This window comes from Ignavibacteriales bacterium (genome assembly GCA_026390815.1).
In the GTDB taxonomy this organism is placed as follows: Bacteria; Bacteroidota; Ignavibacteria; order Ignavibacteriales; family SURF-24; genus JAPLFH01.
Genome location: JAPLFH010000011.1, coordinates 63,044 through 89,188 on the forward strand (window position 1 = coordinate 63,044; position 26,145 = coordinate 89,188).

General features: G+C 32.5%; 21 protein-coding genes. 4 read left to right on the forward strand and 17 right to left on the reverse strand.

All coding sequences use genetic code 11. The features are described 5' to 3' along the window. Positions 1 to 5: 5 nt before the first annotated feature. The 3 genes from NTX22_04710 to NTX22_04720 are packed head-to-tail and all read right to left on the reverse strand — an operon-like array spanning position 6 to position 5,265. On the reverse strand, positions 6 to 1,463 hold the full coding sequence (locus NTX22_04710; protein MCX6149806.1) for a hypothetical protein: 1,458 nt from the start codon (positions 1,461 to 1,463) through the stop codon (positions 6 to 8). Between the two features lie 23 nt (positions 1,464 to 1,486). Beyond that, positions 1,487 to 2,587 (reverse strand): DUF4876 domain-containing protein, encoded by a 1,101-nt coding sequence (locus NTX22_04715; GenBank protein MCX6149807.1) that lies wholly within the window; start codon positions 2,585 to 2,587, stop codon positions 1,487 to 1,489. Positions 2,588 to 2,595: 8 nt separating this feature from the next. After that, positions 2,596 to 5,265 carry a carboxypeptidase-like regulatory domain-containing protein gene (locus tag NTX22_04720; GenBank protein MCX6149808.1) on the reverse strand — a complete coding sequence of 890 codons (2,670 nt, stop codon included), beginning with the start codon at positions 5,263 to 5,265 and terminating at the stop codon, positions 2,596 to 2,598. A gap of 167 nt (positions 5,266 to 5,432) precedes the next feature. Here NTX22_04720 and NTX22_04725 point away from each other — a divergent pair, with 167 nt between their 5' ends. Continuing rightward, complete coding sequence (locus NTX22_04725; protein ID MCX6149809.1) at positions 5,433 to 5,840, forward strand: OsmC family protein; 408 nt, start codon at positions 5,433 to 5,435, stop codon at positions 5,838 to 5,840. 23 nt (positions 5,841 to 5,863) lie between these two features. Here NTX22_04725 and NTX22_04730 read toward each other — a convergent pair whose 3' ends face one another. From NTX22_04730 to NTX22_04795, 14 genes are all read right to left on the reverse strand, one after another. Next, complete coding sequence (locus NTX22_04730; protein MCX6149810.1) at positions 5,864 to 6,994, reverse strand: hypothetical protein; 1,131 nt, start codon at positions 6,992 to 6,994, stop codon at positions 5,864 to 5,866. A 4-nt stretch (positions 6,995 to 6,998) separates the two neighbouring features. Beyond that, entirely contained in the window at positions 6,999 to 9,566 is a 2,568-nt protein-coding gene (glgP, locus tag NTX22_04735; GenBank protein ID MCX6149811.1) for an alpha-glucan family phosphorylase, read from the reverse strand. A 295-nt stretch (positions 9,567 to 9,861) separates the two neighbouring features. Next, entirely contained in the window at positions 9,862 to 13,470 is a 3,609-nt protein-coding gene (locus NTX22_04740) for an NF038122 family metalloprotease (protein ID MCX6149812.1), read from the reverse strand. A gap of 227 nt (positions 13,471 to 13,697) precedes the next feature. Then, positions 13,698 to 14,639, reverse strand: coding sequence for an SDR family oxidoreductase (locus NTX22_04745; protein MCX6149813.1), 942 nt, complete (start codon positions 14,637 to 14,639; stop codon positions 13,698 to 13,700). Between the two features lie 12 nt (positions 14,640 to 14,651). After that, complete coding sequence (locus NTX22_04750) at positions 14,652 to 15,794, reverse strand: Wzz/FepE/Etk N-terminal domain-containing protein (GenBank protein ID MCX6149814.1); 1,143 nt, start codon at positions 15,792 to 15,794, stop codon at positions 14,652 to 14,654. 1 nt (position 15,795) lies between these two features. Next, complete coding sequence (locus tag NTX22_04755; protein ID MCX6149815.1) at positions 15,796 to 17,403, reverse strand: SLBB domain-containing protein; 1,608 nt, start codon at positions 17,401 to 17,403, stop codon at positions 15,796 to 15,798. 32 nt (positions 17,404 to 17,435) lie between these two features. Continuing rightward, on the reverse strand, positions 17,436 to 19,691 hold the full coding sequence (locus NTX22_04760; protein MCX6149816.1) for a polysaccharide biosynthesis tyrosine autokinase: 2,256 nt from the start codon (positions 19,689 to 19,691) through the stop codon (positions 17,436 to 17,438). A 15-nt stretch (positions 19,692 to 19,706) separates the two neighbouring features. Beyond that, positions 19,707 to 20,228 (reverse strand): SLBB domain-containing protein, encoded by a 522-nt coding sequence (locus tag NTX22_04765; protein ID MCX6149817.1) that lies wholly within the window; start codon positions 20,226 to 20,228, stop codon positions 19,707 to 19,709. A 65-nt stretch (positions 20,229 to 20,293) separates the two neighbouring features. Continuing rightward, positions 20,294 to 21,172 carry a permease-like cell division protein FtsX gene (locus NTX22_04770; protein ID MCX6149818.1) on the reverse strand — a complete coding sequence of 293 codons (879 nt, stop codon included), beginning with the start codon at positions 21,170 to 21,172 and terminating at the stop codon, positions 20,294 to 20,296. Between the two features lie 27 nt (positions 21,173 to 21,199). Further along, entirely contained in the window at positions 21,200 to 21,700 is a 501-nt protein-coding gene (locus NTX22_04775) for a hypothetical protein (protein ID MCX6149819.1), read from the reverse strand. After that, positions 21,700 to 22,275, reverse strand: a complete 576-nt coding sequence (locus NTX22_04780) for a hypothetical protein (GenBank protein ID MCX6149820.1) — start codon at positions 22,273 to 22,275, stop codon at positions 21,700 to 21,702. The genes NTX22_04775 and NTX22_04780 overlap by 1 nt, the downstream gene beginning before the upstream one ends. Continuing rightward, a complete protein-coding gene (locus NTX22_04785) occupies positions 22,272 to 23,006 on the reverse strand; it encodes a class I SAM-dependent methyltransferase (GenBank protein MCX6149821.1) in 735 nt (244 codons plus the stop codon). Before NTX22_04785 ends, NTX22_04780 begins: the two co-directional genes overlap by 4 nt. Continuing rightward, positions 23,006 to 23,602 carry a recombination mediator RecR gene (gene recR / locus NTX22_04790; protein MCX6149822.1) on the reverse strand — a complete coding sequence of 199 codons (597 nt, stop codon included), beginning with the start codon at positions 23,600 to 23,602 and terminating at the stop codon, positions 23,006 to 23,008. Before recR ends, NTX22_04785 begins: the two co-directional genes overlap by 1 nt. Before the next feature lies 1 nt (position 23,603). Beyond that, complete coding sequence (locus NTX22_04795; GenBank protein MCX6149823.1) at positions 23,604 to 23,930, reverse strand: YbaB/EbfC family nucleoid-associated protein; 327 nt, start codon at positions 23,928 to 23,930, stop codon at positions 23,604 to 23,606. A gap of 124 nt (positions 23,931 to 24,054) precedes the next feature. On the opposite strand from NTX22_04795, the gene NTX22_04800 reads away from it, so the two are divergent. From NTX22_04800 to pssA, 3 genes are read left to right on the forward strand one after another with little or no spacing between them, the layout of a single operon-like run. Beyond that, positions 24,055 to 24,750, forward strand: a complete 696-nt coding sequence (locus NTX22_04800; GenBank protein ID MCX6149824.1) for a hypothetical protein — start codon at positions 24,055 to 24,057, stop codon at positions 24,748 to 24,750. Positions 24,751 to 24,755: 5 nt separating this feature from the next. Next, positions 24,756 to 25,403, forward strand: coding sequence for a phosphatidylserine decarboxylase family protein (locus NTX22_04805; GenBank protein MCX6149825.1), 648 nt, complete (start codon positions 24,756 to 24,758; stop codon positions 25,401 to 25,403). Then, entirely contained in the window at positions 25,403 to 26,140 is a 738-nt protein-coding gene (gene pssA / locus NTX22_04810; GenBank protein ID MCX6149826.1) for a CDP-diacylglycerol--serine O-phosphatidyltransferase, read from the forward strand. The genes NTX22_04805 and pssA overlap by 1 nt, the downstream gene beginning before the upstream one ends. Positions 26,141 to 26,145: the final 5 nt, after the last annotated feature.

Sequence of the window (26,145 nt, forward strand, 5' to 3'; positions counted from 1 at the left end):
TTATATTACCAATTATTGATCATAACATCTGCACTAATTTCAAAAGAATTTCTTTTAAATTCACTCTGGTTAACTGCTAACTTGGACCCATAGCTTGCATTTACTTCGATTGTAAAGTTAGTAAACAAAAATCCAAAGCCACCGCTAAAAACATTTTCATTCAAATTCTTTCCACCACTTCGCAAATCCCAGGAATTAAAAATATAATTGTACCCGATCCGAAGAAATAAATTGCTTATTACTTTTACCTCACAACCCAATTTAATTGAATGTACTTCGGAGGATAACTTTCTATACACATTATCAATATATTTGGCTGAATCAGCTTCTGTTTTTCCGTAATTATATTCAGTCCCAAACAAAAACTTTTTATCATCAGTTTGATAGGAAATACCAATACCAGCATTATAACCATTTACTTTCCATTTCCAGAGCAATAAATTTTCTCCAGAATTTTTTGACCAGCTTTTGCTTTGGAAAAATTTAAACATCGTTCCAATTTTATAATTTTTAGTTACACCATACCTGGTTGCAAACTCAAAATTAGCATTGTTAAAATCTGCGTACCCCTCTTCATAATTAATTAAGTTTTCCTGGGGAATCAAAATCCTTGTACCAATTTGATCATTGTTTAGCTTCAACGCAAAAGCTAAATCTTTTATTGGCGAATAAGAAACCTGCAAACCTAACAACAAACCTTTTTTTCTTAATTTCTGATCTACTGTGCTTCCCCTTTCAATTATAAAGTATTTTTCTCCACGGTAATTTAAGATTTCCAGATATGTTAATTCTTCGCTCTTACTTTCAATTGATTCTTGAGAATCATAAAATCCAATGTGCATCCCAAAAATAAAATCATTAGAGAACTGATACGAAAGACCAAATTTACCATCAAGAATTCTTAACAAAGTTTTAGCATGGGAATACTTCTTTTTTAATCCGTTTAAAATCTTATAATTCATTTCAGCACCGGCAAAGAAATTATCATTTAATTGCCGGTTGTATATAAAACCGATTGATGGTCCATCATAAATAAAATTTCCGGTAGCAGAATCAGTCATAAAAAATGCTTCGCCAGAGTATGTATCATATTTTAATGTATTTGGTAAATCTGATTTTCTTTCAACTGAATAGGATGCTGTACCCAGAAATGTTTCATTAGAGCTTAGCTGTTTTATTCCTGAAGCAGTTAATTTTTGGTTATGTATTCCAAGTGGATCTAAATTCCTTTTATAATTTCCCCAATTATTGTCTATGTTTGTTATAAACTTAAGCTTATCTGTTTTTTCATCTTGAATTAGCCATGAAGGATTATTGCCATAGTCGTATAAATTCAACGAATTATCAATATCGTCAATTGCTAAAATCATTCCACCCATCGAAGCTAACCTAACATTTTGAGCCGGTACAACTATGGGAATTAGAAATAATGTAATTAGTAAAATCGGATAACTTAATTTCATAAATTCAAAGAAAAATAAATTTGCTATTGATATCCCGGTGTTGGAGGTTGAATAATATCCCAATCCAACAAAGAATTATTTGTATCTATACCAGGTTCTCTACGCTGAATAGATTTACCGCTGTATTTGCTTGGTCCAATTACATATCCTCTGTCTACCCTTTGATCCAGAGTTTTTGCCTGAGATGCACTTGGTTGAAACTCCACGCCATCAATAATATCAGTAATATTTATTCCATCTTGCCAAACAGAATCAATTCCCTTTGATATTACAATTATATCGAAGTTCAAATTTATTATAAAATCTGTTTTAATTTCGGATCGGAGATTAATTAAGTTTGGAACACTTGGATTATCAATATCATCTGTAGCGTATTGATTATAAAACTCCCAATCCGCATGCGATAAATCTATACTGTTCGCAGTAATGTTTTTATGATTAACTGCATCAACTGCTAATGTTAGAAATGTCTTTGGAAAGAATGGATAATTATTTTCCCCTGGCTTTCCAGGAAATTTATAAATGTAAGATACTCCGTCTATATCTGCGTCGTTCCCTTCGTCCGCTCCCGGTCCTTTATTTCCTAATTCGTTATTGCCAGAAAATCGCATAACCATTATTCCATCTAAATATTTTATGCTGCTGCTGGAGTTATACAATTCTATAAACTGATCTGAGTAATAAGAAATGGAATTAACGGGTCCAACATAATAAACTTCATTCAAAACTAATTCATCGTTAGAAAATGGACTTGCGACAACTGTATCAGTAAATGTTTGCCCGGATTTAATCGAAACCGAAAAAATGGAGCCGATCAATATTATATTTGGATCCCTGGAGTAAGGCATTCGGATTGAGATATTATATGTTGAGGCTGGTAAATTACTTAAATTTAGCGAACCCGAATTGTCAGTATAAAATATTTGAATCCCATACTCAGATGTAACGATAACTTTCGCATTTATCAAAGGGATTGGATTTTGCGTTGAGTCCAACTCAGGATCATTCCAAAGAGCAATTAATTTTATAGTTGAATTACCATCCTGAAGTGATGGTGGATTTTCTGAACAACCGGTTAAGTAAACAAAAAGAACTATTATTATAACAAATAAAAACTGTTTCATAATTTAAACTAAAATAAGTCTTCTAAAATCATACTGAATTCTATTCCGTAATAAATAGGTGGATTTCTTTTAATCTCTGAAATAGTAGTTGGAGAACTGGAATACTGCCAAACAGCTGAGTCATCAATAAAATTATTCACGTAAAAAGAAATTTCTGATCCAGTAAAAAGAGATTTGCTAATATTAATATCAAGCAACCATTTAGAATTTTTCCTTCTCATTTCTCTATCAAAATTAAAATTTAATTGCTCGCTTGTATTCAATTTAGTAAAGTCCATTGGCTCAAGTGAGTAAAATTGATTTCTTTCAAATACAATTTGCTCCGCTCTAAATGTAACCCATAAACCCAGTTTAGGAAGTGTGTATCGTATCAAATAATTAAATTGTAGTCTATCGCTCCAGCTTCCTTTGGGTGGAAAAACAAATCCGATTAAAGTATCTGATCCGGAAGTTGGCTTGTAATTAGGAATTTGCCCTTTCAATATATTTGGAGAAGGATCAAACTCGAATCCATTTCTTGATCTGTTTAAGAATGAATATGACCCTACAACTTGAAAAGTCATATTAAGTGGTTCAATTTTTTTTGTTTTAAGTATGAACTCGATACCTTTTGAGATCGTCCAACCCAGGTTTTTAATTACTGCATAGTTGTCTATATAATAATTTTTTTCTACTCCATTTACTATAGTATTAACAAAAACTGGTATTGGCTGTTCTTCAAATTCATTTCTTCTTTCCTTATAATAAAAAGATAAAGTAACACCGATTGCTTCCCTGAATTTCTGATCGTACGATATTTCAAGCTGCTTTTCTTTAAATCCCTTTAAATCCGGTGCAAAGCGGTTATAGCGCAAATAAACAATGCTATTGTTATTTGGATTTCTCCATTTAAGAACATCCTCTGGTAAATACAAGTAATTTAATGCCGGGGATTTTGAAGTTGTTCCGTAATTAATTCTTAATTGATTAAATTCTGATAAGGGAACAAACAAACTTAATCTTGGATTAAAAAAAGAACCATGTTTCGATTGAACCAAATCTCCATTTCCAAAAATTCCGCTAATATTAAATGAGGTTGGTCTATACATTTCATAGCGGAATCCGATGGTAAGATCAAAATCAAATGGAAATTTGCCGGTAATAATATCTTCCGTAAAGAGACTAAACAAAATTTGTTTTGGTGTATTTTCATAACTATATGGTCGCTTGCCGGATTCAACACCATAGTAACTAAACAGCGTATCAAAGACGATTCCTTTACCAGTATTTGTTTCATATCGTAATTCGGTTCCAGCTAAAATACGATGAAGAAAATCTCCGGTAAAAAAATAATTGTTATATGTTAAATTTGCGCCAACCAGCCATTCATTTCCTTTCGTTTCCACTTTGCCAATATATGAAGAAACTGTATCACCATTTGGCAAAATTCTTAAATCGGATTGAATAAGCCGGGACATCATGGAATTTTCTTTCCTCAAGTTGATATAACCATTAAACTCAATGTTATTAGATTTATCCTCGGTTAGAAAATATTTTCCCCAAGTTGAATACCCAATATCAAATCCCCGGTTATAATTTTTTATTCTGTAAACATCACCTTTAGGTTCTTCTTCATCAAAAATAATTTGATAACCAACTTTATGGTTAACAGAAAGATTATCTATTAAAATTGGATTTGAAAATATAAGTTGCCCGGTTAATCGTGAATACTCATCTCCTACTTTTCTAACATCGCGTTCACTTCTGGCAAAGTTAAAATTGTAATTAAGTTTTCTTTCCTGAAAAGAAAATCCACCACCCAAATTCAATTCGCGTGTATCAGGATTATTTTTTATTTTCAACCGTTGTTTCTGAATCCCGGTTTTTGTTTTAATATTTATTAATCCTTCCGTCAAATCACCATATTTTACAGATGGAAGACCTGAAACCACTTCAATTGATTCAATATTATCAGCGGGAATTGTTCTTAGATCCACACCACCACCGAGGTTTGAAATTCCAGTATTGATATTTTGCATCCTTTCAAATTGCATGTTTGCGTTGTTAGAAATTGGCATCCCGTCAACCATTACAAAAGTACCAAGTGAAGATAATTTATCTGTTTCATCACCACGGATTGCCGCTTGACTAAATTTTCCCAAATTCGAATTATCAGTTTTCTGAATTCCAGGTACCAAATCCAAAACATCTTTTACACTTGAAGCCTGATAATGCTCAATTTCTCCACCATAAATATATGTTTTTGATGCAGCTTCGGTTGGAATTAATTCACTCGATGCGATTACTTCTATTCCACCAATTAGGAACGATGTTGATTTCAATTGAATATTCATTTCTGTTGTTTGATCAGAAGTGATAATAATATTTTTTGTTAGTGTTTCAAAAGCAATGTGAGAAATTTTAATATTATAATTTCCTGCAGCAATATTTTTAATTAAGAACCGCCCTTTTTCATCAGAAGTGGTGCCACGCAAATTTTCCAAAATAATTATATTTGCATTCGGGATTGCAATTCCTTTTTCATCATAAATATATCCTTGAATATTTCCAGTTTCTACTTCAGGATACAGAGCAAAATCCTTAGAATTTACTAATGGATTGAATTGACTGAAAGAATCCATTGGTAAGAGAAAAGTTATAAACCAAGCAAAAAAAAGTAATAAAATTCTAAAGTTCATATTCAATCGAAATAAAAGTGCAATACATTTTAGATGTTGAAACATAATCGAAATGATAATTTTAACCAAGAAAGAAATTTAATTTTATGAAAGAATGAAGCTGTCATATTTTACAATTGAATCCTTGTTGATCAAAATTCATCTTACTTAAAAAAAATGGAGAAATAATGGAATTAGTAATTACTCTTCCGGAAGGAAAAAAAGTTGATGCAAATTATAATGGTTACATTATTCACACAGATCAGCCAATACAAGTAGGCGGAGATGGAACTGCACCAGCGCCGTTCGATTTATTCCTGGCATCGATTGGTACGTGTGCTGGAATTTATGTTAAAGGATTTTGCACATCCCGCGGAATACCCACAAAAGACATTAAAATCATTCAGAATATGAACTTTAATCCTGTAACTCGTTTAGTTGATAATATTCACCTTGATATTCAGTTACCGGAAGATTTTCCGGAAAAATTTAAAGACGCTGTTATTAACGCTGCAGAATTATGCGCAGTTAAAAAGCATTTACAAACTCCGCCAAAGTTTAGTATTCAAACAAGCGTATTAAATAGTGTTTTATAATCTGAGACAGAAACGGGCGGAATTTATTTTTCGATCTTTAGGATAAAGGATTCTTTACCTCTATCTTTTAAAAAACTTCCTAAGCTGGAAGATGATTTGAATAGATCAACTAATTTATTTTGTTCGGATTCTGAATTTCCGGAATTTTTTTCTTGTTTAATATTTTGTTTTTTCTTTTGTAGAAAATCGCTAATGGAAGATTTTGTCTTTTCTTTATCGGAAAATTTTTCCTGAATAAGAGTTTCATTTTTTCTTTTATTGGAATCAGGAATATTTTTAGATACTGCTTTATATTCTTTAATCTTTCCTTGATCGACATTAAAAGGTTCTCTAAAATTTATAGTTTCGCTTTCTTTAGTCCTAAAATCAACATTTTTAGGTTCAACTTTTTTGGGAACAATTGTTCCCGATTCAACACTAACTTGCTTTTCAGTTCTCTGTTCCACATTGTTATGAACTTGTTCTTTATTCTTGTCCTCTTTCAATTGGATAATTTCTTTCTTTACAGTAACAGTGTTTTCAATGGTTGGTTTATCCTTAAAATCTATTTTAGCCCGGACAAATACTTTAGAGGAATCAGTTGATAATTTAGAAATATCATGTTCATTTTTTATTATCGGTATTTCTTCAACTGATTTTGCCTCCTCACCAGAAAAAGAAATGTCAAATGCAAAAATAGCTTCAGCATATACTCTGTCATTTTGATTTTTCGCTTCTTCAGCTTTTAAATCGAAAGCATAGATTTCTGAAAAATCCAGGTAGCTTCCCATTTTTGAATTTGAAGTGAGACCGACCTGCTGTATTTTGAATCGAAATGTTTCGAAGTTTATATTGTTTTTTATATGCTCAATATCTTTAATTGCAAAGATTGGGTCAAAATAAATTAATTCAACGTTACCTTGGATTTTAAGGAAGAAACCGTATTTAGTTATATTTGCATTAAACGAAGGTTGATTTGTAAGGAGACGATATACAATCAAACTTTTGGGAACTGGGGCATTGATAAAATTCCCAACCTCATTAAGACTTATAGTAACAGGTTTTTTAGAAGATTTTTGTTTATAGCAAACTTTAAAATTATTCTGAAGATCAAACTTGTTTTCAGAAAAAATTAAAACGTCATTCTTTTTAATATCCAACGTTTCTAACAGCATAAAACTATGCCCAGTTTATTAATCCCAAATCGAAGGGAGTTCTTAATAATGAATGCTTTGGTAATATTCTGGCAGTAAATCCATACTGTCCACTGTTCTGTGTAACAATTGATCCTTTATAGGTATAAATATTATTTGTCTGTTTATTCTTTTCCAGATGCATTGAAACAAAAGAATTTGCATGTGCAATAAATTGTTTATCAATTGAGCCATAATATATCTGAAGTTCAACATCATCTGGAACTAATTCTCCCAGAAATATTTCAGCTTTAACAACAAACTCATTTCCAACTTTAACTTCCGTAGAACTTCCATCGAAACCAACATTAATGAACTTGATTTGACCCCAGTTTTTCTTTACTTTTTTCTTCCACTCGGAAAGTAATTTAGCCTGTTGAAATGAATTTTTGATCAAGGTTTTTCTACTCTCATAAGAAGTATGGTAAAATTTAGTAAAATATTGTTCTACCATTCTATTTGTATTAAATATAGAACCTAAAATTCTAATTGAAGCTTTCATTTTACTCAGCCAGGCACGTGGTAATTTATCCTCACTTCTATTATAAAATAATGGCACAATCTCTCTTTCTAAAGTATTATATAACTGGTTCGATTCAACTTCATTCTGATAATCCAAATCTAAATATTCTTCACCATTGCCAATCTTCCAACCAACTTCTGGATCGTAACCTTCGTCCCACCATCCATCAAGAACACTAAAATTCAAACCACCATTTGCAATTACTTTCATACCTGATGTTCCGCTTGCTTCCAGGGGTCTTCTGGGATTGTTAAGCCAAACATCGCAACCTTCAACCATATACCGCGCAACGTTCATATCATAATTTTCTAAAAAGACAACTTTTTTCCTGAATCTTTCATCCTGAGCAAATTGAACAATCTCCTGGATTAACTTTTTTCCTTCTTCATCCTTTGGGTGAGCTTTACCAGCAATAATTAATTGTACGGGTTGGGTAGGATTGTTAAGAATTTTTGATAGCCTATCCAAATCCTGGAAAATAAGAGTTGCTCTTTTATAAGTGGCAAACCTGCGTGCAAAACCGATGGTAAGTGCACCTGGGTCCAATACTTCACTTGCTGCAGCAATTTCAAACTGAGAGCCGCCTCTTGCAAGAACCTGTTTTCGCAATCGGCTTCTGGCAAATGCTACAAGTCTTTCTCTTCGTCTTTCGTGTGTACGCCATAATTCTACGTCAGGAATTTTCTCTACGCGTTCCCAAATACTTTGATCTTCCGGCTTCATAACAAATTTTTCACCCAGATATCTATAAAGAAGTTCTCCCATATCGGTAGAAATATGACTGCGTGTATGAACTCCATTTGTAATATAATCAATCGGAATTTCATCAAATGGAACACCTTTAAATCCGGAAACCCACATTTTTTTAGATACTTCACCATGCAGCCGGCTAACGCCATTTACATATCCAGCAGTGTTCATAGCAAGGTGTGCCATATTAAAATTAGTTGGAGGTGCATCGCGATTAATCGTTCCAAGCTGGTAGAAATCCCGGTCAGAAACCTTTAACTCGTTTCGATAATAATCGCCAAAATATCTTTCAACCATTTGATTATCGAATATATCTATTCCAGCAGAAACAGGTGTATGTGTTGTAAAAATGTTTGAATAATATCCAACTTCTTTCGCTTCATCAAAAGTTAATCCATCTTCCTGTATTAGAAAACGCATTCTTTCCAAAGATAAAAATGCAGAATGTCCTTCATTCATATGACATACCTGCGGTTTGATGCCCATTGCATGAAGTGCTCTAAGTCCACCTATTCCCAATATAATTTCCTGTTGAATTCTGGTTTCGTTATTACCACCATAAAGAGTACGGGTAATTTTTCTGTCTTCTTCACCATTCTCAGGAATATTTGTATCCAATAAAAAAAGTGGAACACGCCCAACATCAATCCTCCAAATCTGAAAATAAACGGGTCTTCCAGGAAAATTTAATTTTATTTTACGCGGAGCTTTTTGCTCATCAAGTTCAAGTGTCATTGGTAAATTGTAAAAATCGTTCAACTCATAACGTTCCTGCTGCCAACCATCTGAGGTAAGATATTGCTGGAAGTAACCTTCTTTATAAAGCAATCCAATTCCCACCAAAGGTAATCCAAGTTCGGAAGCAGATTTAATATGATCACCTGCCAAAATTCCCAATCCGCCGGAATAAGTTTGCAGGCATTCTGTCAATCCAAATTCCGCAGAAAAATATGCAATGAATGGTTTGCCATTTCCTTTAAAATTTTTCTGGTACCAATTTGACTGTGTTAAATAAGTCTTAAGCTGATTATATGAACGGCTCATATGAGCTATAAAACCATCATCATTAGAAACTTCAATTAATCTTTCCTGGCTAATTTTTCCAAGCATCATTACCGGGTTATGATTTGTAGATTCCCATAATTCTCTATCGAGTCGTCTAAAAAGTTCAAATGATTCCTGGTTCCAGGTCCAATGTAAATTATTTGCTAATTCCCTCAGCGGTTCTAAATTTTTTGGTAAAGAAGGAGTTACATTAAAGGTTCCAATGAAATTCGCCATTAAAAATCTCCCGGATAAATTTACTAATGTAAATAATCATTTTATATTAAATCTTATACTTTAAAATGACCAACTACAACAAAGCGCAAATAAATAGCTCTTAAATGCGTTTGTAAATATAAATAAAATCTGTATCCAAAAGAAGTTTTAGAAAAGAAGTAAGGTAAAATGAAAAGGCAGGTAATCGAATTTAGTTAGTTTTTTTCATTTAAGTATTTTCTAAAAATAAAACGCTGGATAACAATCAGTAAAATATTAATGATTATTATCCAGCTGGAAACATTGGCGAAATGATTTATTTTGTTAAAACCATTTTCTTTCTTAAAGTAGTTTTATTTATTCCCTGCGCTGTAAATTCCAACTGATAGAAATATAAACCGCTGGCAAAATTAGTTGCATTCCATTTTTCAATATGGCTTCCTGCGGATCTGTTTCCATTAACCAGTGCTTTCACTTCCCTTCCCAAAATATCAAAGACCATAAGTTTTACAAAACCATTTTCCGGAATATTATATTTAATGCTGGTAGAAGGATTGAAAGGATTTGGATAATTCTGATCCAGCATAAGTTTAACAGGAATATCAGTTTTATTTGTAAGCACACCGGTTGTAGTATCGGCATACATAGCCAGACCCATTACTCCTCTGAATGCAACATCACCAATCTGAGTTGCTAAACCTGTTGACATATCGATTGATAAAAACGTACTCGATTGTGTATCTTCACCAACAACACCATACAAATTTCCTTTTTCATCAAACACTAAACCACGCGTTATTTTTCCAAGACCGGTTTTACCTATGTAGAATGTATCTGCAGTATTAACATCAATCCGGTATAATTTATCCTTATTGGATGATGCATCCACGCTTGCAATGATATTCCCGGTTTTAGGTTCAATGGTCATTGCTCCAACCTTAAATCCAATTTCGCCAATGAAAGTTGAGTCGCCTGTTTCAATATTCAGTTTAAATAATTTCTTATCATCAGAAGCAGCATATAGATTGTTCTTATCATCAAAAACAATGGCGCTTAATTTAAAGCTCGACTCGTATTTAAATAATCCATATCCGTCCTGCGAATTTACCAAAACAATTGAGGATGGAATAAATGTGCTGGCATTTAATCCATAAAGTTCGTGGCTTTCAGGAGAAATCGTAATACTTTTTAATGGTTCAAAACCTGAAGTTCCAATCTCAGTTCCAGCGCCAGTATTTTTATTGATGATTAGTAATTTTCCTTTAGCTGCGGTACCTCTACCGGTTGAAGCATAAAGCACATTTTTTTGTACAGGCTCAATAGTGAAATTTTTAATTGCGAATGGAACTGAAAATTCTGGTTTTACAGGATCGTTACTTAGCATCGACAAAGATCCTTTATAATAACCTGCCGCAATTTTTTGAGAATTTACAAAAAGCTTTACAAGATTAGTTTCATTTAAGCCGGTAATTTTTCCTCCCTTAACATCTGTGTAATATGAATTGGAATTTTTAATAACGCTTAGCTGAACATCATCTATAAACCAGCCTTCCTTTTCAATCAATTGATCGCTTGTAAATCTGAATGCGAATTGAACTGGATTAGTATTGCCAGATAAATATGGCAGTTGCAAAGAAACTGATTGCCATACAGAATCGTTTTTAATAATCCCGCCGTTTGATGTTGCAACTTCTTCAAAGGATTTTCCTCCATCAATAGAAATTAAAACTGAAGCAAAGTCATAGCCTTCTTCTGCCTGTAAGTAATAATTGAATGATAAAGTAACTAAATCTTCCGGCAATATTTTACTAAGGTCAAAACTTTTACTCGTAAGGTAAACATCAGAATAGTTACGGTACTTTATTGAATCGATGTAGTCAATTCCAAAATGTGCTGATGTTGGCTTTGAATGACCATCCAACAATGATGGACCAGTAGTTATTCTATGCCAATCTTCAGAATTAATTCCTTTAAAAGTAAACTCATTAAAATCAGTTTCAAAATCTGCATTAAATAAAACTACAGCATCATCAAGAGCTTCCGCACTATAAAAATGTGATAATATATTATTCTCATACTTCCCACTTGTTTTTTTCAATCTTGTGTCATATGGTCGATTGCTTTTATCAGTCAAGGAAAGTAAAAGTCTGTACTCCAACGGAAGATTACCAAAATTTTTAATTGTTAATTCTTTTGAGCTTAACTGGCTGCCAGATTTATTATCAAAAACGAAATTACCAAGATTAGTTTTATCTGTTACAATTGTTGGTTCAATTGCTCCGCCAACAGATACTTTAAAAGGAATATCAATAACTAATTTATTTTCATCGTTGGTATGGATTCGCAAGATACCAAAGAAGATAGAAGGAGCTGTAGCGTTTGCCGCAACCAAATTTATTGTAGTGTTTCCACCGCTACCAATTGATCCGGACAATGCATCCACACTAATATCAGCAGATGCATCTTCTGGTCTTTTGGTTATTATTTCAATTTCAGTTTCATAATTAAGCATGTTGTTCAAATCAAGATTAATTATTTTTATGCTAACCATCTTAGATCCATTAAGTGGTACATCTTTTATCTTGATTGTATCTTGTGATTTATCCAGGTCTAACGTATCGCTGCCTTGCACCAGCATTACTGATGCAAAGCTTGGCTGATAATCTATTTCATAACCGATAACTTCAAGCATGCGTAAATCATTAATACCAATTTCTTCGCGTGTACCTGCGTTAGCAGTTGGATCCATAATTCCAATATGTCTTTTATCTCCAAGCGAAGGCGGTCTTAAGTCATCATCACGCCAGTGAGAAGCTTGTTGACCATCACCACCTACTCTGCTTCCAGTGGCGGTAGATAATTCAATTTCGTTTAAGCCATCAAAAAAAACCTGGTTGCTTTTGAAATATTTAACTCCATTCTCTGTAACCTGCACAATTGATGACGGAGGACCAGGTGTAATTATTCTGTCAGTTGTTTTAAATCCATCAAGATTATTTGGTTCTACAGAATCCGGACGAACTCTAAAAAGATCCCATGGAGTAAAATAATTAGTCGGGGCACCACCATTTCCAATTATGGAATTAAAACCTAATGCATGCCCAATTTCGTGCGTAACTACAGCATCAAAATCCTGCCAACCGAGTGATATTCCGTCAGAGGGATCCATATCAAAACTAAAAGATGAATTGAATCCTATTGAAGGAACTGAGCCTAATGGATTTATTTGAGGATCGGGATTGATTTCAGCATTAAGCAATCCTAATTCCTGAAAATTAATTAATCCACCAACTGCACAGTTAAGGTTTGTACCGGCACTGCTTGGAGTAGGAATAGGAATGGCATTATAAAGTGCCTGTAGCTGGGCATCTGCCGGATGTTTTAATTTGAGTGCCTGCACTATATCAGTTACTTTGGCAGAATCTCCGTTTTGGAAAAGCACAATTTTATAAGCGGAATTTGTACTGCCAAGAACACCAGCTGCCCAAGGTTCTCCCCATCTTGTTGTACCGTAATCAACATCAATTACAACTGTAATTTTAGTTTGAATAAATCTTTCCCATCTTGCGGCAGCCCGCCTAAATGCTAATAGTGCTTCTTTGTTGTTAAGCAACTGATCAGTTGCTCTTAATAAAACTTTTAGTCCGCGCACAGAGTTTGGATTATTAAGTGAATTAACAACTGTTAAATGAGGTTGAGTATTTGCATTTAAGAGAAAAGATTCTCTTTCTTCTCTTTCTTCTCTTTTCATTTCCTGGCAAACTAAATTACCCGAATCGTCAATTCGTAAAATATTGTATCCTAAATATTCTATCTCTTTTGGTGTGGACTGATATTTCCCAATTGGTGATTGAGGATAAAAATTAATCGCGGTTAATAAGAAGAGAAGAATTAATAATAGTAATTGAGATTTTATTTTTCTCATTTTGCAATAACCTCCATAGTTTGATGTTCTAATTTTAATCTTACAATAAATAAATAATAATGGTTTGTCAAGAAGTGAATAAGAAAATCTCTGGATGTATTTGAAGCAGAATTTAATCCGTTGAGCAGATGTTTACTTTGATTATTTAAAGGGAAAATTGCGAACGAATTTGCTTCAACTTTAAGTAAATAACCAATTAGAAGATAAACAATCCTTAAGCGGAATATTTAGAATTTGATTTTCTTAAAGTAATCAATAGTAATTTTAAGTCCTTCTTCCCTACCAACTTTTGGTTCCCATCCTAAAATAGTTTGCGCTTTTGTAATATCCGGTTGGCGAACTTTGGGATCATCCTCCGGTAAATCTTTGTAAACAATTTTACTTTTTACTCCGGTAATTTTAATAACTTCTTCAGCAAATTGTTTTATAGTTATCTCCGAAGGATTACCAATGTTTACCGGATCAGTTTCATTAGATAAAAGAAGTTTGAATATTCCATCGATCAAATCACTAACGTAACAAAAACTTCTTGTTTGAGAACCATCTCCAAAAACAGTTAAGTCTTCGCCACGCAAAGCCTGCCCAACAAAAGCTGGCAAGGCTCTGCCATCATTTAAACGCATTCGTGGTCCATAAGTATTAAATATCCTAACAATTCTTGTTTCCACTCCGTGGTAACGATGGTACGCCATCGTAATTGCCTCAGCAAATCTTTTGGCTTCATCATAAACTCCGCGCGGACCAATTGGATTAACATTCCCCCAATAGTCTTCTTTTTGTGGATGAATTGCTGGATCGCCATAAACTTCGGAAGTTGATGCAAGAAGAATCCTTGCTTTTTTTTCCTTTGCCAATCCTAATACTTTATGCGTTCCAAGTGAACCAACTTTTAAGGTTTGAATTGGAAATTGCAGATAATCGATTGGACTTGCAGGAGAAGCAAAATGAAGAATGTAATCCACTCTTTCCGGAACGTGGATAAAATTTGTAACATCATGCTTGATAAATGAAAAATCATCTCTACCAAAAAGATGAGCAATATTATCCGGATTACCGGTAATTAAATTATCTATGCAACAAACTTTTAATCCTTCCGAAAGAAGACGATCACAAAGATGGGAACCTAAAAAGCCTGCTCCCCCGGTAACAACTGCAGTTGGTTTATACAATTCACTCTCCTTTCATTTACTCATTAAAAATTTTCTCTTATTCTCCGCATATAAAACAATTGAAGAAGTAAGAAGAAAAATAATTAGAGCGCCTAATAAAGTATGAAAAATTAATCTTGGACTTTTAGCTTGTAATGGTGGAAGAGCTTTATCCAGCACTTCAATTGTGGGAACGTCCTTATTCTCTTGAATTTTTTCTGAATAAAACTGTTTTTGCAATAACAAATAAACTTCATTTTGAATCTTGACTTCACGGTAAAGTCTTGCAAGATCTAAACTCATTTCTGGAATTTTACTAAATGCTGGTAAATAATCAGTGTTAAGTTTTTCACCAAATTCTATTTGTTGATATTGTTTTTTTAATTCTTCCAACTTTCTTTCAATTCCTTCAAGGGAATTGCCATTTTCAACTAAGTTAGTTTCAAGAGTTCCTTTTTGAATTTCAGTAAAAATAATCTCGCTTTTTAATTTAGCAGCAGTTTGAATAGCTGCTGTAAGTTGTTCCGGAAGAGAAATGGCTTTGTTCTTTTCCTGGAAAGTTTTGAAAGCGACTTCAGCAGAATCCATATTTATTTTTGTTTGAACTAATTGTTTCTCCACATATTCCCTGGAGCGTTTAGCACGGGAGTTCAACTTTTCCTGGTTAATTTTATCCAGCGCTTCCACAAACGTATTAGAAATACGTGCAGAAAGTATTTTAATCGAATCATTAACTGAATTGAATCTTCCAAATAATGGAGTGGAAACATCTACTTCTAAAGAAACAATCCCTTCTTTATTTACTTCCACCTCAACTAATTTGGAAAGCCTTGAAGCGGCTAACTGCGTATCTTTTGTACTAAAATAGTTCATCAGATTACATTTATTTATCACGTATTCTGCAGATGTTCTGCTCTTAAGTAGTTCAGCAAATAATTGAGAATTACCGCGGGAACCACCCGAATTTAAAAGACTTAAGAAATCAGTATTAGCAACAAGATTACTTATACTGCTCATTTTATTTTCTTCAGGTGGAAGAATTTTAACTACTGAGGAATATGTGATAGGATAAATGAATACAAGAATTATAAAAAGAAATAAGGTGGAAATTGAAGTTATCTTCAGAATTATTTTTCTATTGAAAATTAATATATTTAGAATTTCATGATACGTCAATTTATTTCCTTACAGCTATAATAACAGCAACTGTAGCAGCAATTACTGTTGCAACTTGGCCAAATACGGCTAAGGTTCGTTGAAAAACTTCCCAGAATCTTGGGTTAGGTGGATCTTCGGGTACCCAGATAATATCACCAGGTTCTAAATTTTCTACATCGTCTTCATCAACCCATTCACCTGTATTTGCTTTTATAACTCTGATATCACCCTTCAAAGCCCGCCATCCGAATCCGCCAGCCAATTGTATATAATCTTCAATTGTTAAGGCAGGTCTGAAAATAATATTTCCAGGATTTATAACCTGTCCAACAAGCGACACATATTTTTTTTCTTCCGGAACGAAAATTTCATCTCCTCTTTTAAGTATCAGATTTTCTGACAGATCATTCATATTAAATAATCTTTCAAAATCAACAACCATTTTACCTTTTATGGTTCTTGATTTTTGCTTTAAGTAATCATATTCATCATCTGTCATATCTGCGCGGGGAATCGATTTTAACCTATCTAATTCCGGATCTTTTTCATTTGAACCTACAGTTCTAATTACATAAGCATCCTTTAAAGAACAATTATCCAAAAAGCCACCAACATCCTTTGTAATCAATTCCTTAAGAGTAGTTTTATCTTTAGTAATCTTGTAAATCCCTTGATATTTGACAAAACCGGATACTGTAACAAACTGCTCAATTAAATATTCAGGCTTTTCACGAATGATTAATCGATCCCCTCTTTGTAAAATGATATTATTGTTTAATAAATCTTCGTAAGAATAATAAAAGCTTTTAATTGTTTTATAATCATCAAGAAATCTTGTCAATTCAAGTGTATCGGTGCGTGCTTTGTCTAAAAAACCACCGGCAAGTTCAAGAAGATGAGCAGCAGTTTCATTATTAACAAACTCAAATGTACCTGGATTTTTAACTGCACCAACAATTGAAACAGTTTTATCAATACTTGTAATTATAACTAAATCACCTTCACGTAAATATGGGTTACACTCTTTGTTCCCTAATCGAAGGAATGAAACCAGATCATAATATTTAGTCTCTCCATCCTTATCAATAATTTTTATGTTCCTCAAATCGCTATTACTTTGCAGCCCATAGGATTGAAGAATAAGGTCTAGTAATTTACTATTTGAAATTAGAACATAGGAGGCAGGTTTAGTTACAATCCCAATGAATGTAACTTTTATTTTTCTAATGTCAAGCAATGATATTTGAATTTCAACATTTTTGTAGATGTCCAATATTTTTTCTTTAATTGAACTTTTAGCAGTTTCTAAAGATTGGTTAAGCAGACTAATTAACCCAACTTTAGGAATATATAATCCGCCCTCCTGATTAATTTGCAGATTAAAATTTTGCTCAACTATCCCTCTAATTGAAATAAATATTTTATCCCCAGGACCAACAAAATACAATTTAGGATTTATACTTCCTTCACCTGGAGAAACATCTGACAGGTAACCTTTGAAAAGTGTGTCTTTGTTTGTTGTTAAACTTCTTTCTAAATAATCCGGGAAGGATTGGGAAAACGTGTTGATAAACAATATAAAGCTAACAAACAATAGCGGTAATGGTTTTACGGCTTTTACAATCATAATAAAGCTATTATTTAAAAATAATGATTGAATCACGACTCAGACTTTTTGGATTTTTTCTTTGTACCATCTGCTGGTCTGGAGTAATAATAGTAATATTTATAATAAGAACCATAACCACTCTTATAACTAAAGTTATTAAGCAACACACCAATAAAGGTATTTTGTTCATGTTTAAGCAATTCAACGGATTTTTGCATAACATCAACTTCAGTGGTATTAGCAGAAACAACAAGTATTGTTGCATCAACCAATCTCGATATAATTTCAGAATCCGTAACAGCAATAATCGGTGCAGAGTCAATAACTATCATATCAAATTCATTTTTAACTTTTGCTAAAAATTCTTCCATCTGGTAAGAACCTAACAATTCAGAAGGATTTGGTGGGATAGTTCCAGCAGTAATAAGAAATAAATTGTTTATCCCGGTATTTCTTAATATTTCATTAAATGTAGCTTGACCGAAAAAATAATCGGTAAAACCAGGGAATCTGTTTGTTTTAAAAATAGAATGTTGTCTTGGTTTTCTTAGATCGCAATCAATTAGCAAAGTTTTTTTATTTGCTTGTGCAAAACTGCCGGCAAGGTTAACAGAAACAACTGATTTACCTTCTTGCGGTGCAGATGAAGTAACTAGTACTGTTTTAATAGCCTCTTTATCTATTTTAGAAAATTGAACCCGAGTTCTTAATGCTCTGAAAGCTTCGCTTGGAATTGAATCCGGTTTTTTAGAAACAATAAATTCAAATTCCTTATTTCCATTTTGACCGATTCCTTCAATCATTGGAATCCAGGCTAGAACATTAATGTTTCTGTTTGTTATATCTTCAGGCGTTTTAATTGTGTTATCGAAATAATTTTTTACAAATGCAAAACCAAAGCCCATTCCGAGACCCAATACAAAACCAATAATTACTATTAATGTTCTATTTGGTTTGGATGGTCTGTAAGGTATACGTGCTGAATCAACTATGAGCACATTCCCTGGTTGAGATTGCTCGTTTATTAACGCTTCCTGATATTTTTCTTCTACAAGTAAGTACATCTTTTCAAAGGCTGATCTATCACGCGTTAACTTCGCTAATTCGATTGTAGCCCTGGGTAAGGAATTGAACCTGGTATCGTAAGACCGAACAATTGTATTCAATTCCTGCAATGATGCACCTGCCGATTGTATTTTTGTTTCTTCTTCTATTATTTTTTGTGTCAACGCTTTTATTTCTTCTGGACTCGAGGCAAAAATTCCAGCTTTATAGACAGTCATTTTTTCTGTTACTTTATCCTTCAGGTTCTTAATTTTTGCTTCGTAATCAGATACAGCAAGTCTGGAGTTAGTATTATCTGAACCTTTGCTTGCAAGAGCTACATCTCTTTTAGTTTCCAGCTTGGCTATTTCTTCTTGTAAAGATTTTAAGTAAGGTTCAGCGGCAAAGCTCTGAAGATAATCAGCAAGTCTGGGATCTTGTTTCAACAATTCATCTTTATACTGTGTAAGATTCTTTTTAGCAACTGTAAGTTCAATATTTGCGGCATTTTTTTGCGCTTCAAAGTTTGTCAACTGGTCTATAAGAGATTTTGCTTGCTCATCTAAAGCAATTATTCCGCCCTTTTGCTGGTAATTTCGCAGGCTATCTTCAGACCTGGTCAACTCGCTTTGTTTTTCCTTTCTTTGATCGGATAAAAAGTTTTTAACGTTAGTTAGTTGTATTCGGTTAGTTTGTAAGTTTAAAAGGTTATAAGCAGCTGCGTATTCATTTGCAATTAAAGCAGATTCATAAGGAGAGGGAGATTCCACTGAAATTTCAATAATATCTAACCCCCTCTTCTGATCTATTGATACAACACTTTTCAACATATCAATTATTTGTAAAGATGATTTTACCGGTGTAGTTACAGTTCTTTCTTTACCAAACTCTTTGTTGATAATTAAATTAAAACTGTCCCTAATATTGCTGTTCTTATACAAATCCAACAAAGTTTGCGCAACTCTTTCTCTTAAAGAATAACTCTTTAATATTTCCATTTCATTAGCAATGAACCGGTCGCTACCAAAATCCTGAAACTCCGGCATTAAAGGGGAGTTTAAAATGCTGCCGCCAGGTTTAGAAACCTTCAATGATGTTGTGGCTTTATAAATATTAGGAGCGTTAATAGCATATACAATAGCAACTGCAAGACCGGTGAGAGTAATAAGAATTATTGGTACAAGATTGTTTCGTATTAAATTTATGTAATCTTTAAAGGAACTTCCTTCACTCTGTCGTATATTAATTTTTGAATCTTCCACTTATATCCTCACTCATTATTTTACGATATTAATGACCAATATTGCTAATGAAATTAATGTAGAAACAATAGATAGTGTCATAGAAAAATAATCCCTATAATAAAGCTTTGGCTCACCGGGAATAACAAGTAAATCACCAACTCTAAGATCGGGAACCATCTCTTTAACTTTGGTTAATTTTTCTGAGTACATTAAATCATTATAATCAAACTTGTACATCACTGATGTAGAATCCTCAAGAACTCTGTAAATACGCATATCATTCATAAAAGCATCACTTGTTGGTCCACCAGCATATGATAATAAATCTCTAACATTAATGTAAGCTGGGACTAAATATCTGCCGGGAAACCTAACATATCCCCACACAGATACCTTAATGTTTAATGCTTCTGGATCCGAATAATCGTAGAATGCGCCCTGTGCATTTCGTAACATACTCATATCGGCGCCAATTTTAATATCCCCGGTTTGTGCAATAGAAGGAACCGCAATTACTAATAATAAAAGACTCAAATAAAAAAACATTTTTTTCATATAATAGGATCCCCTATAAAAGATTAAAAATTGGTTGTTTAATCTACTAAAATATCACATTCTAATCAAAGAATAATTTTGTTAATTCTGTGCGAAATTGAACTGGTGGCAATTATACTGCCGATTAGTCCAATGAGTATTCCACTAATTATAACTGAAATGAAAAATGAAGGATTATTGATAAATACTAACAAGAACGAATCAAAATTGTTCTTAAATATGATTGACAGAAGTTTAATTGTTAATATGGTTAATAAAGAGGAAATTGTTCCAATTGCCATCCCACTAATCAATAATGGGATCTTAATCGTTGAGATTTTTGCACCAACAAGTTTCATTGCTTCTAGTTGAGAAAATTTGGATTGAATTATCAATCTATTTGTGCTATAAACTATGTATGTAGAAACTAAAAAAAAGAATATGGAGATTAAAAGGATATAAAGTTTTATAGCTCGTAATGAATCTAATAATTTTTTAATTAGACTGCTTTGAATAACTACATCCGAGACTCCACTAAATTTTTTTATTGATTTCTCTAATTTATTAATCGATTCTTCATTAACGAATTCACTGCGAAGTTTGATTTCGAAGGAAGAAGGAAGCGGATTGTAATCAAGTAGATTTTTGAAATCGTTTCCAGTTTGATCAATAAATGTTTTTTCTGCTTCTTCTTTACTTATAAATTCAAGCGATTTAATAATTTTGATTTCATTCAGATATACCTGAATTCCAGATATTTTTTCATTACTTAAACTATCGTTTAGAAAAACATTTAAAGTAATTCTTTCTTTTATTTTTTCTTCAATAACACCTGAAAAGCTTAATAAAATAAAACTCAGCGAAACTAAAAATACAGCGATACATGTAATGGATAGTGATAATAAGAAAGATAATTTTGCTTTTCTTATCGAATTAAATGATTCTTTCAAATAAAAATAAATCATAAATAATTATTTTAAATTGATAGTGAGTTAAAAATTTGATTCATCAATCCACCTTACAATTTGCCATTTATTAATAGTATTTTTTCTTAAAGTTAAATTAACTTTTCCATCTACTCGTACAATATCTGTTGGATTAAAAGTAATTGTTAAATTAAAACTTCTTACAATATTAGTTGAATCACTTGAAATTAGCAGAATGTTATTCCAGATCAAATCAAGCCGTTGAGAATTTTGAAATAAACCATTTGTTACTCTCATCTCATCATCTCTTCCCCAAGAAACATCAAATCCAAGGTCATAATCTCTATATGTAAAATTAAAATCGTTAGCCACTAAATCACCATAAATTGTTGTATCCTTAAAAGAATATGCATATTGTAAGTTTTGAAAGATTCCATCAACTTTTGTTAAATCAGAAATAGGCGAATTATTTGAATTTAGATTTTCATCCAATTCGGGAGCAAATGGATTGAAACATCCTGACATAAATATTATTGGGAAAAGATATATCATTAACTTTTTTTTCATCAATAATATCTTCCTTTAAGTTCACTCCAGCTTGGGAAAGTTTCATCTTTAATATCCTGCCAATTTGAAATAGACCATTGCAATCTACCATCGCGAATTAATGTGAAATGCAAATTACCTTCATAATATTTTGGTTTTTGTTCATCCAATGTTGGTATTGAAATGGAATAGCTTGCTGTATATGAAGTGCTATCGCCTAAAAAATTTTTTTCTTCATTAATAAAACTCAGCACAATATTATTGTTTTTGTCGATCGAGTTAATCAAATTAATAAAGTATTGTCTTTCACCCTGCAGATTCCAACTTAATAGAAATATGTATTTGGAACCTGAACCAGCAGATGGATAAAACCTAAACTTCTTATCTGAAAAAGATGAATCGACAAAACAGGAAAGATAATTCTCAACAACTTTATCTTTAAATGAATCTTTTAAGTTTTGGATAAGAATTTCAGGAGTGGTGGCAGTTTGATTATTAGTCCTTGGCGTTTCCGGTTTTTCCGCTGATCTTGTTGAAAAAATATCGCACGATACAAAGATAAAAGTTGTTAGACAAAAAATAATAATCTTTTTCATTTTGATGCAAAGACTACTAATCTTTGAGAAGTATTAATGTTAAATTCCGCACCACGATAACCACCAAATATTTTAATTATTTTTAATCCAGCATCTGTAATGGCTGTAACTAATTCATTTTTATTATACAGACGAACTGATTCTGTAAAATTTTTTACTTCATTACATTTTCTGATAGTAATATTTTTCTTTACTCTATTCATGTCAAAATATCTTTCCTGGATTATTTCCTTTCCATCAAACACCTCAATACTTTTATGAACAAGATTTTGTCTTAGATATTCTGAATTAAAATAATCAAGAACGAAAATGCCATCATCTTTAAGGCAAAAATTAACCTCCTGAAAAAGGGCAAAATTCTCTTCATCATTTTCAAAATAGCCAAAACTTGTAAAGAGGTTTATAATTAGATCAAATTTTTTCTTTATTGCTAAATAGCGAATATCAGCACAGAAAAGATCAATATTTAATTTTTGTTCAAGCGATTTATTTTTTGCTACCCGCAATAAATTTCTACTTAGATCGAATGCTGTAACATTAAATCCTTTTTCAGCAAATAACAAAGAATGCCTGCCTGCTCCACAAGCAATATCCAGAACTGTCTGATCATCTTGAGAAGGAACATTTTCAAGAACTAACTTTAACAATAGTTTTGCGTCTTCATCATCTCTATGTTTGTAAATTTCTAAATACTCTTCTGATTCAAACCAGTTCTTAAACCATTCTGCCATTATATAATAATTCTTCCCAAAACAGCTCTGCCAATTGTAGCTTCATCAGCAAATTCAAAATCGCCTCCAATTGGTAATCCGCGGGCAATCCTTGTAACTTTAATATCGAATGGTTTAATTAACTTTGCCAAATAAAGACAAGTTGTTTCTCCTTCTGTATCGGGATTTAAGGCAAGGATTACTTCAATAATTTTTTCTTTTTCAAGCCTAAACATTAGCTCTTTTATTTTTAGGGCATCTACACCAGTTCCGCTTAAGGGGGAAAGAACTCCGCCAATTACATGGTACAATCCATTGTATTCGTTAGTTCGTTCGATGGCAATAACATCATTAACTTCTTCAACAACACAGATTGTTTTTCTATCCCGTTTTTCACTTTTGCATATATCACAAGTATCATCTACAGAAATATTAAAACAAATATTACAGAATTTTAATTTGGTCTTTAACTCAGTAATTGCTTTTATAAAACTATCAACCTCAGAAATGTCGCTCTTCAATATATGCATAGCAAGTCTTTGAGCAGACTTTTTTCCAATTGTGGGTAATTTACACAATTCATCAATTGCTTTTTGTAAGGGTTCAGCTATTTGCAAATTAAAATCCTGGAATGTTTAATCCTGGTGGCAAGATACCTTTTGTTACTTTAGCCATTTCATCTTCAGCCAGTTTACCAGCAGATTCCAGAGCTTTATTAACCGCGGCAACAATCAAATCTTCCAACATTTCTTTATCACCACCACCTATTACCTCATTATCAATTTGGATAGAGATAATTTCCTTTTTTCCATTGGCGGTAGCTTTAACCATACCTCCTCCAGCTTCTTCTGTAACAGTTTTGTTTCCCAGTTCATTCTGAACACGCTCCATCTCAGCCTGCATTTTTTGAACTTGTTTCAACATTCCTTGCATACCACCTTTCATTTATCCTCCAAAATAATGTGTTTTTCAATAAATTTTTCTAAAAACAAAATACTAAAATCTTATTTGACTTTGAATACCTATTTATTTAATATTTCCGCAACAAAAACAAAGAGCATTTCTACTTTTGAAATCTAAGAAAAATATTGTTTACGAAGAAACCGGAAAGATCATTTATCTTTGTGAAGATGAAAATTACTTTTCAATTGAATATACCGACGATGTTAATCTGAATTCCAAAGAAATAGTTAAGATAAAAAACATCGGAGCAAAATTTACATTATCAAATTCTTTTTTCCTCGATTATTTGAATGCTTACAATATTCAAACTGGTTATAAAAAGGTTGAGGAAAATTCCATTGTTTTAAATAAGCATTATCAATTTCCATTTTATATAAAGATTCTTAATATAATTGATAAAAGAACAGCGAAAATATTTAATAAACAGGAAGGCTCAAATCTTCAAATTCCACTTCTTACTTTTCATTTCGGTAATTCACCTGATAATATGATTTCTGAAAACCACCTGATGGCTCTTGAATTATGTCTATTAGAAGATATAAAAGTGATGAAACGGATTTGCTCCAAAGTGAACGCTGTACTCAAATCTTTTTTTGAAAGACGGAATACAACTCTGGCAGAGGTTAACTGCTACTTTGGTAAGGAAGATGAAAAAGTGTTTATAGTAGATGATTTTACTCCGTTGAGTTTAAAAATTCTTCAGACAAATTCAAACGGAAATACAATTAACCCGTACAAAATAAAATCCGCAGAAGATATAAAAAATTATTCTGAATTTTTACTAACCTTAATTTCCAGCTAAACAAAATGACAAAATACGGTTACTCAACCATTGGTATTGTGGCTATAATTGTGTTCTTTCTTTTCGCAAGCGCAATTTTTCTCAACAATAGTTATTTACGAATTCCACTTATCGTAATTGGTCTTTTTTTACTTATCTTTACGTTGAATTTTTTTAGAGACCCGGATAGAACACTGCCTGCAAGAAAAGATGTTGTTGTTTCTCCTGCAGATGGAACTGTAATTTTAATAAAGGAAGTAGCAGAAGAAAAGTTTATAAAAGGTAAATGTTTACAGCTATCTATCTTTATGTCTCCATTAAACGTTCATGTAAACAGAATTCCAATTGATGGCAGAGTTGAATATTTGAATTATGTGCAGGGTGATTACCTTGTTGCCAGCAACGATAAAGCATCACTTGAAAATGAACGAGCAGAATTTGGAATTTCTAACAAGAATGGCAAAATATTTTTTACTCAGGTTGCTGGATTTGTTGCCAGAAGAATTATTTATGAAATTAATATTGGCGACGAAGTAAAAATTGGAGAAAGATTTGGTATGATTAAATTTGGCAGTCGTGTAGATGTTGTAGTTCCACTCAACTGGAAAGTAAAAGTTAAGAAAGGTGATAAAGTTACTGCTGGTGAAACAATTTTATTTGAGTATAACAAATAATGAAAAACATCCGAATTACCCGTTCAGTTATCCCGAATCTTTTTACAACGCTAAATATGTTCAGCGGATTTGTATCCATTATTTATTCGCACGATAGGAATTTTACACAAGCCGCAATTTTAATTATTGTAGCTGCAGTTTTTGATGCTTTAGATGGAATTATGGCAAGGTTAACAAAATCCAGCAGCGAATTTGGTGTTGAACTGGACTCTCTTTCAGATCTGGTTAGCTTTGGTGTGGCTCCTGCATTTTTAGTTTACCAAATATATTTAAACCAATTTAACATATTTGGAATTGTTTTAAGCTCATTTATTATGATTGCCGGAGGACTAAGACTTGCCCGTTTTAATGTTCAGCTTGTGGGGTTTGATAAATCTTCCTTTGTAGGATTACCAATTCCATCTTCTGCAATTACAATAGCTTCTTTCGTTTTAATCTATTTTAGAGATGGGGCGTTCATTCCTCCATTTGAAAATTTTGTAATTCCCATGGTAATTGTTCTTGCATTTTTAATGGTAAGCAAAATTCGTTACGAAACAATTCCAAAGTTTACAAAAAAGGGAATAAAGGACAGACCGTATTCCTTTGGATTTATTTTCCTATCATTTGTTTTAATGATATTTACAAAAGGTAAGGCATTGTTCTATATCTTTGTTTTCATTATTCTTCTCGGTATTTTAAGATACATTTATACTCTGCTTTTTAGTAAAAATAATTATGGAATTGATTCGCATTAAAATTA

What these genes read in the sequence shown, in the direction of transcription:
- NTX22_04765 (MCX6149817.1), bottom strand. Translation starts at nt 20,228, where the DNA reads ATGAAAAAAATGTTTTTTTATTTGAGTCTTTTATTATTAGTAATTGCG.
- NTX22_04795 (MCX6149823.1), bottom strand. Translation starts at nt 23,930, where the DNA reads ATGAAAGGTGGTATGCAAGGAATGTTGAAACAAGTTCAAAAAATGCAG.
- NTX22_04720 (MCX6149808.1), bottom strand. Translation starts at nt 5,265, where the DNA reads ATGAACTTTAGAATTTTATTACTTTTTTTTGCTTGGTTTATAACTTTT.
- NTX22_04730 (MCX6149810.1), bottom strand. Translation starts at nt 6,994, where the DNA reads ATGCTGTTAGAAACGTTGGATATTAAAAAGAATGACGTTTTAATTTTT.
- NTX22_04740 (MCX6149812.1), bottom strand. Translation starts at nt 13,470, where the DNA reads ATGAGAAAAATAAAATCTCAATTACTATTATTAATTCTTCTCTTCTTA.
- NTX22_04710 (MCX6149806.1), bottom strand. Translation starts at nt 1,463, where the DNA reads ATGAAATTAAGTTATCCGATTTTACTAATTACATTATTTCTAATTCCC.
- NTX22_04755 (MCX6149815.1), bottom strand. Translation starts at nt 17,403, where the DNA reads ATGATTGTAAAAGCCGTAAAACCATTACCGCTATTGTTTGTTAGCTTT.
- NTX22_04770 (MCX6149818.1), bottom strand. Translation starts at nt 21,172, where the DNA reads ATGATTTATTTTTATTTGAAAGAATCATTTAATTCGATAAGAAAAGCA.
- NTX22_04725 (MCX6149809.1), top strand. Translation starts at nt 5,433, where the DNA reads ATGGAATTAGTAATTACTCTTCCGGAAGGAAAAAAAGTTGATGCAAAT.
- NTX22_04775 (MCX6149819.1), bottom strand. Translation starts at nt 21,700, where the DNA reads ATGAAAAAAAAGTTAATGATATATCTTTTCCCAATAATATTTATGTCA.
- NTX22_04715 (MCX6149807.1), bottom strand. Translation starts at nt 2,587, where the DNA reads ATGAAACAGTTTTTATTTGTTATAATAATAGTTCTTTTTGTTTACTTA.
- glgP (MCX6149811.1), bottom strand. Translation starts at nt 9,566, where the DNA reads ATGGCGAATTTCATTGGAACCTTTAATGTAACTCCTTCTTTACCAAAA.
- NTX22_04805 (MCX6149825.1), top strand. Translation starts at nt 24,756, where the DNA reads ATGACAAAATACGGTTACTCAACCATTGGTATTGTGGCTATAATTGTG.
- NTX22_04780 (MCX6149820.1), bottom strand. Translation starts at nt 22,275, where the DNA reads ATGAAAAAGATTATTATTTTTTGTCTAACAACTTTTATCTTTGTATCG.
- pssA (MCX6149826.1), top strand. Translation starts at nt 25,403, where the DNA reads ATGAAAAACATCCGAATTACCCGTTCAGTTATCCCGAATCTTTTTACA.
- NTX22_04785 (MCX6149821.1), bottom strand. Translation starts at nt 23,006, where the DNA reads ATGGCAGAATGGTTTAAGAACTGGTTTGAATCAGAAGAGTATTTAGAA.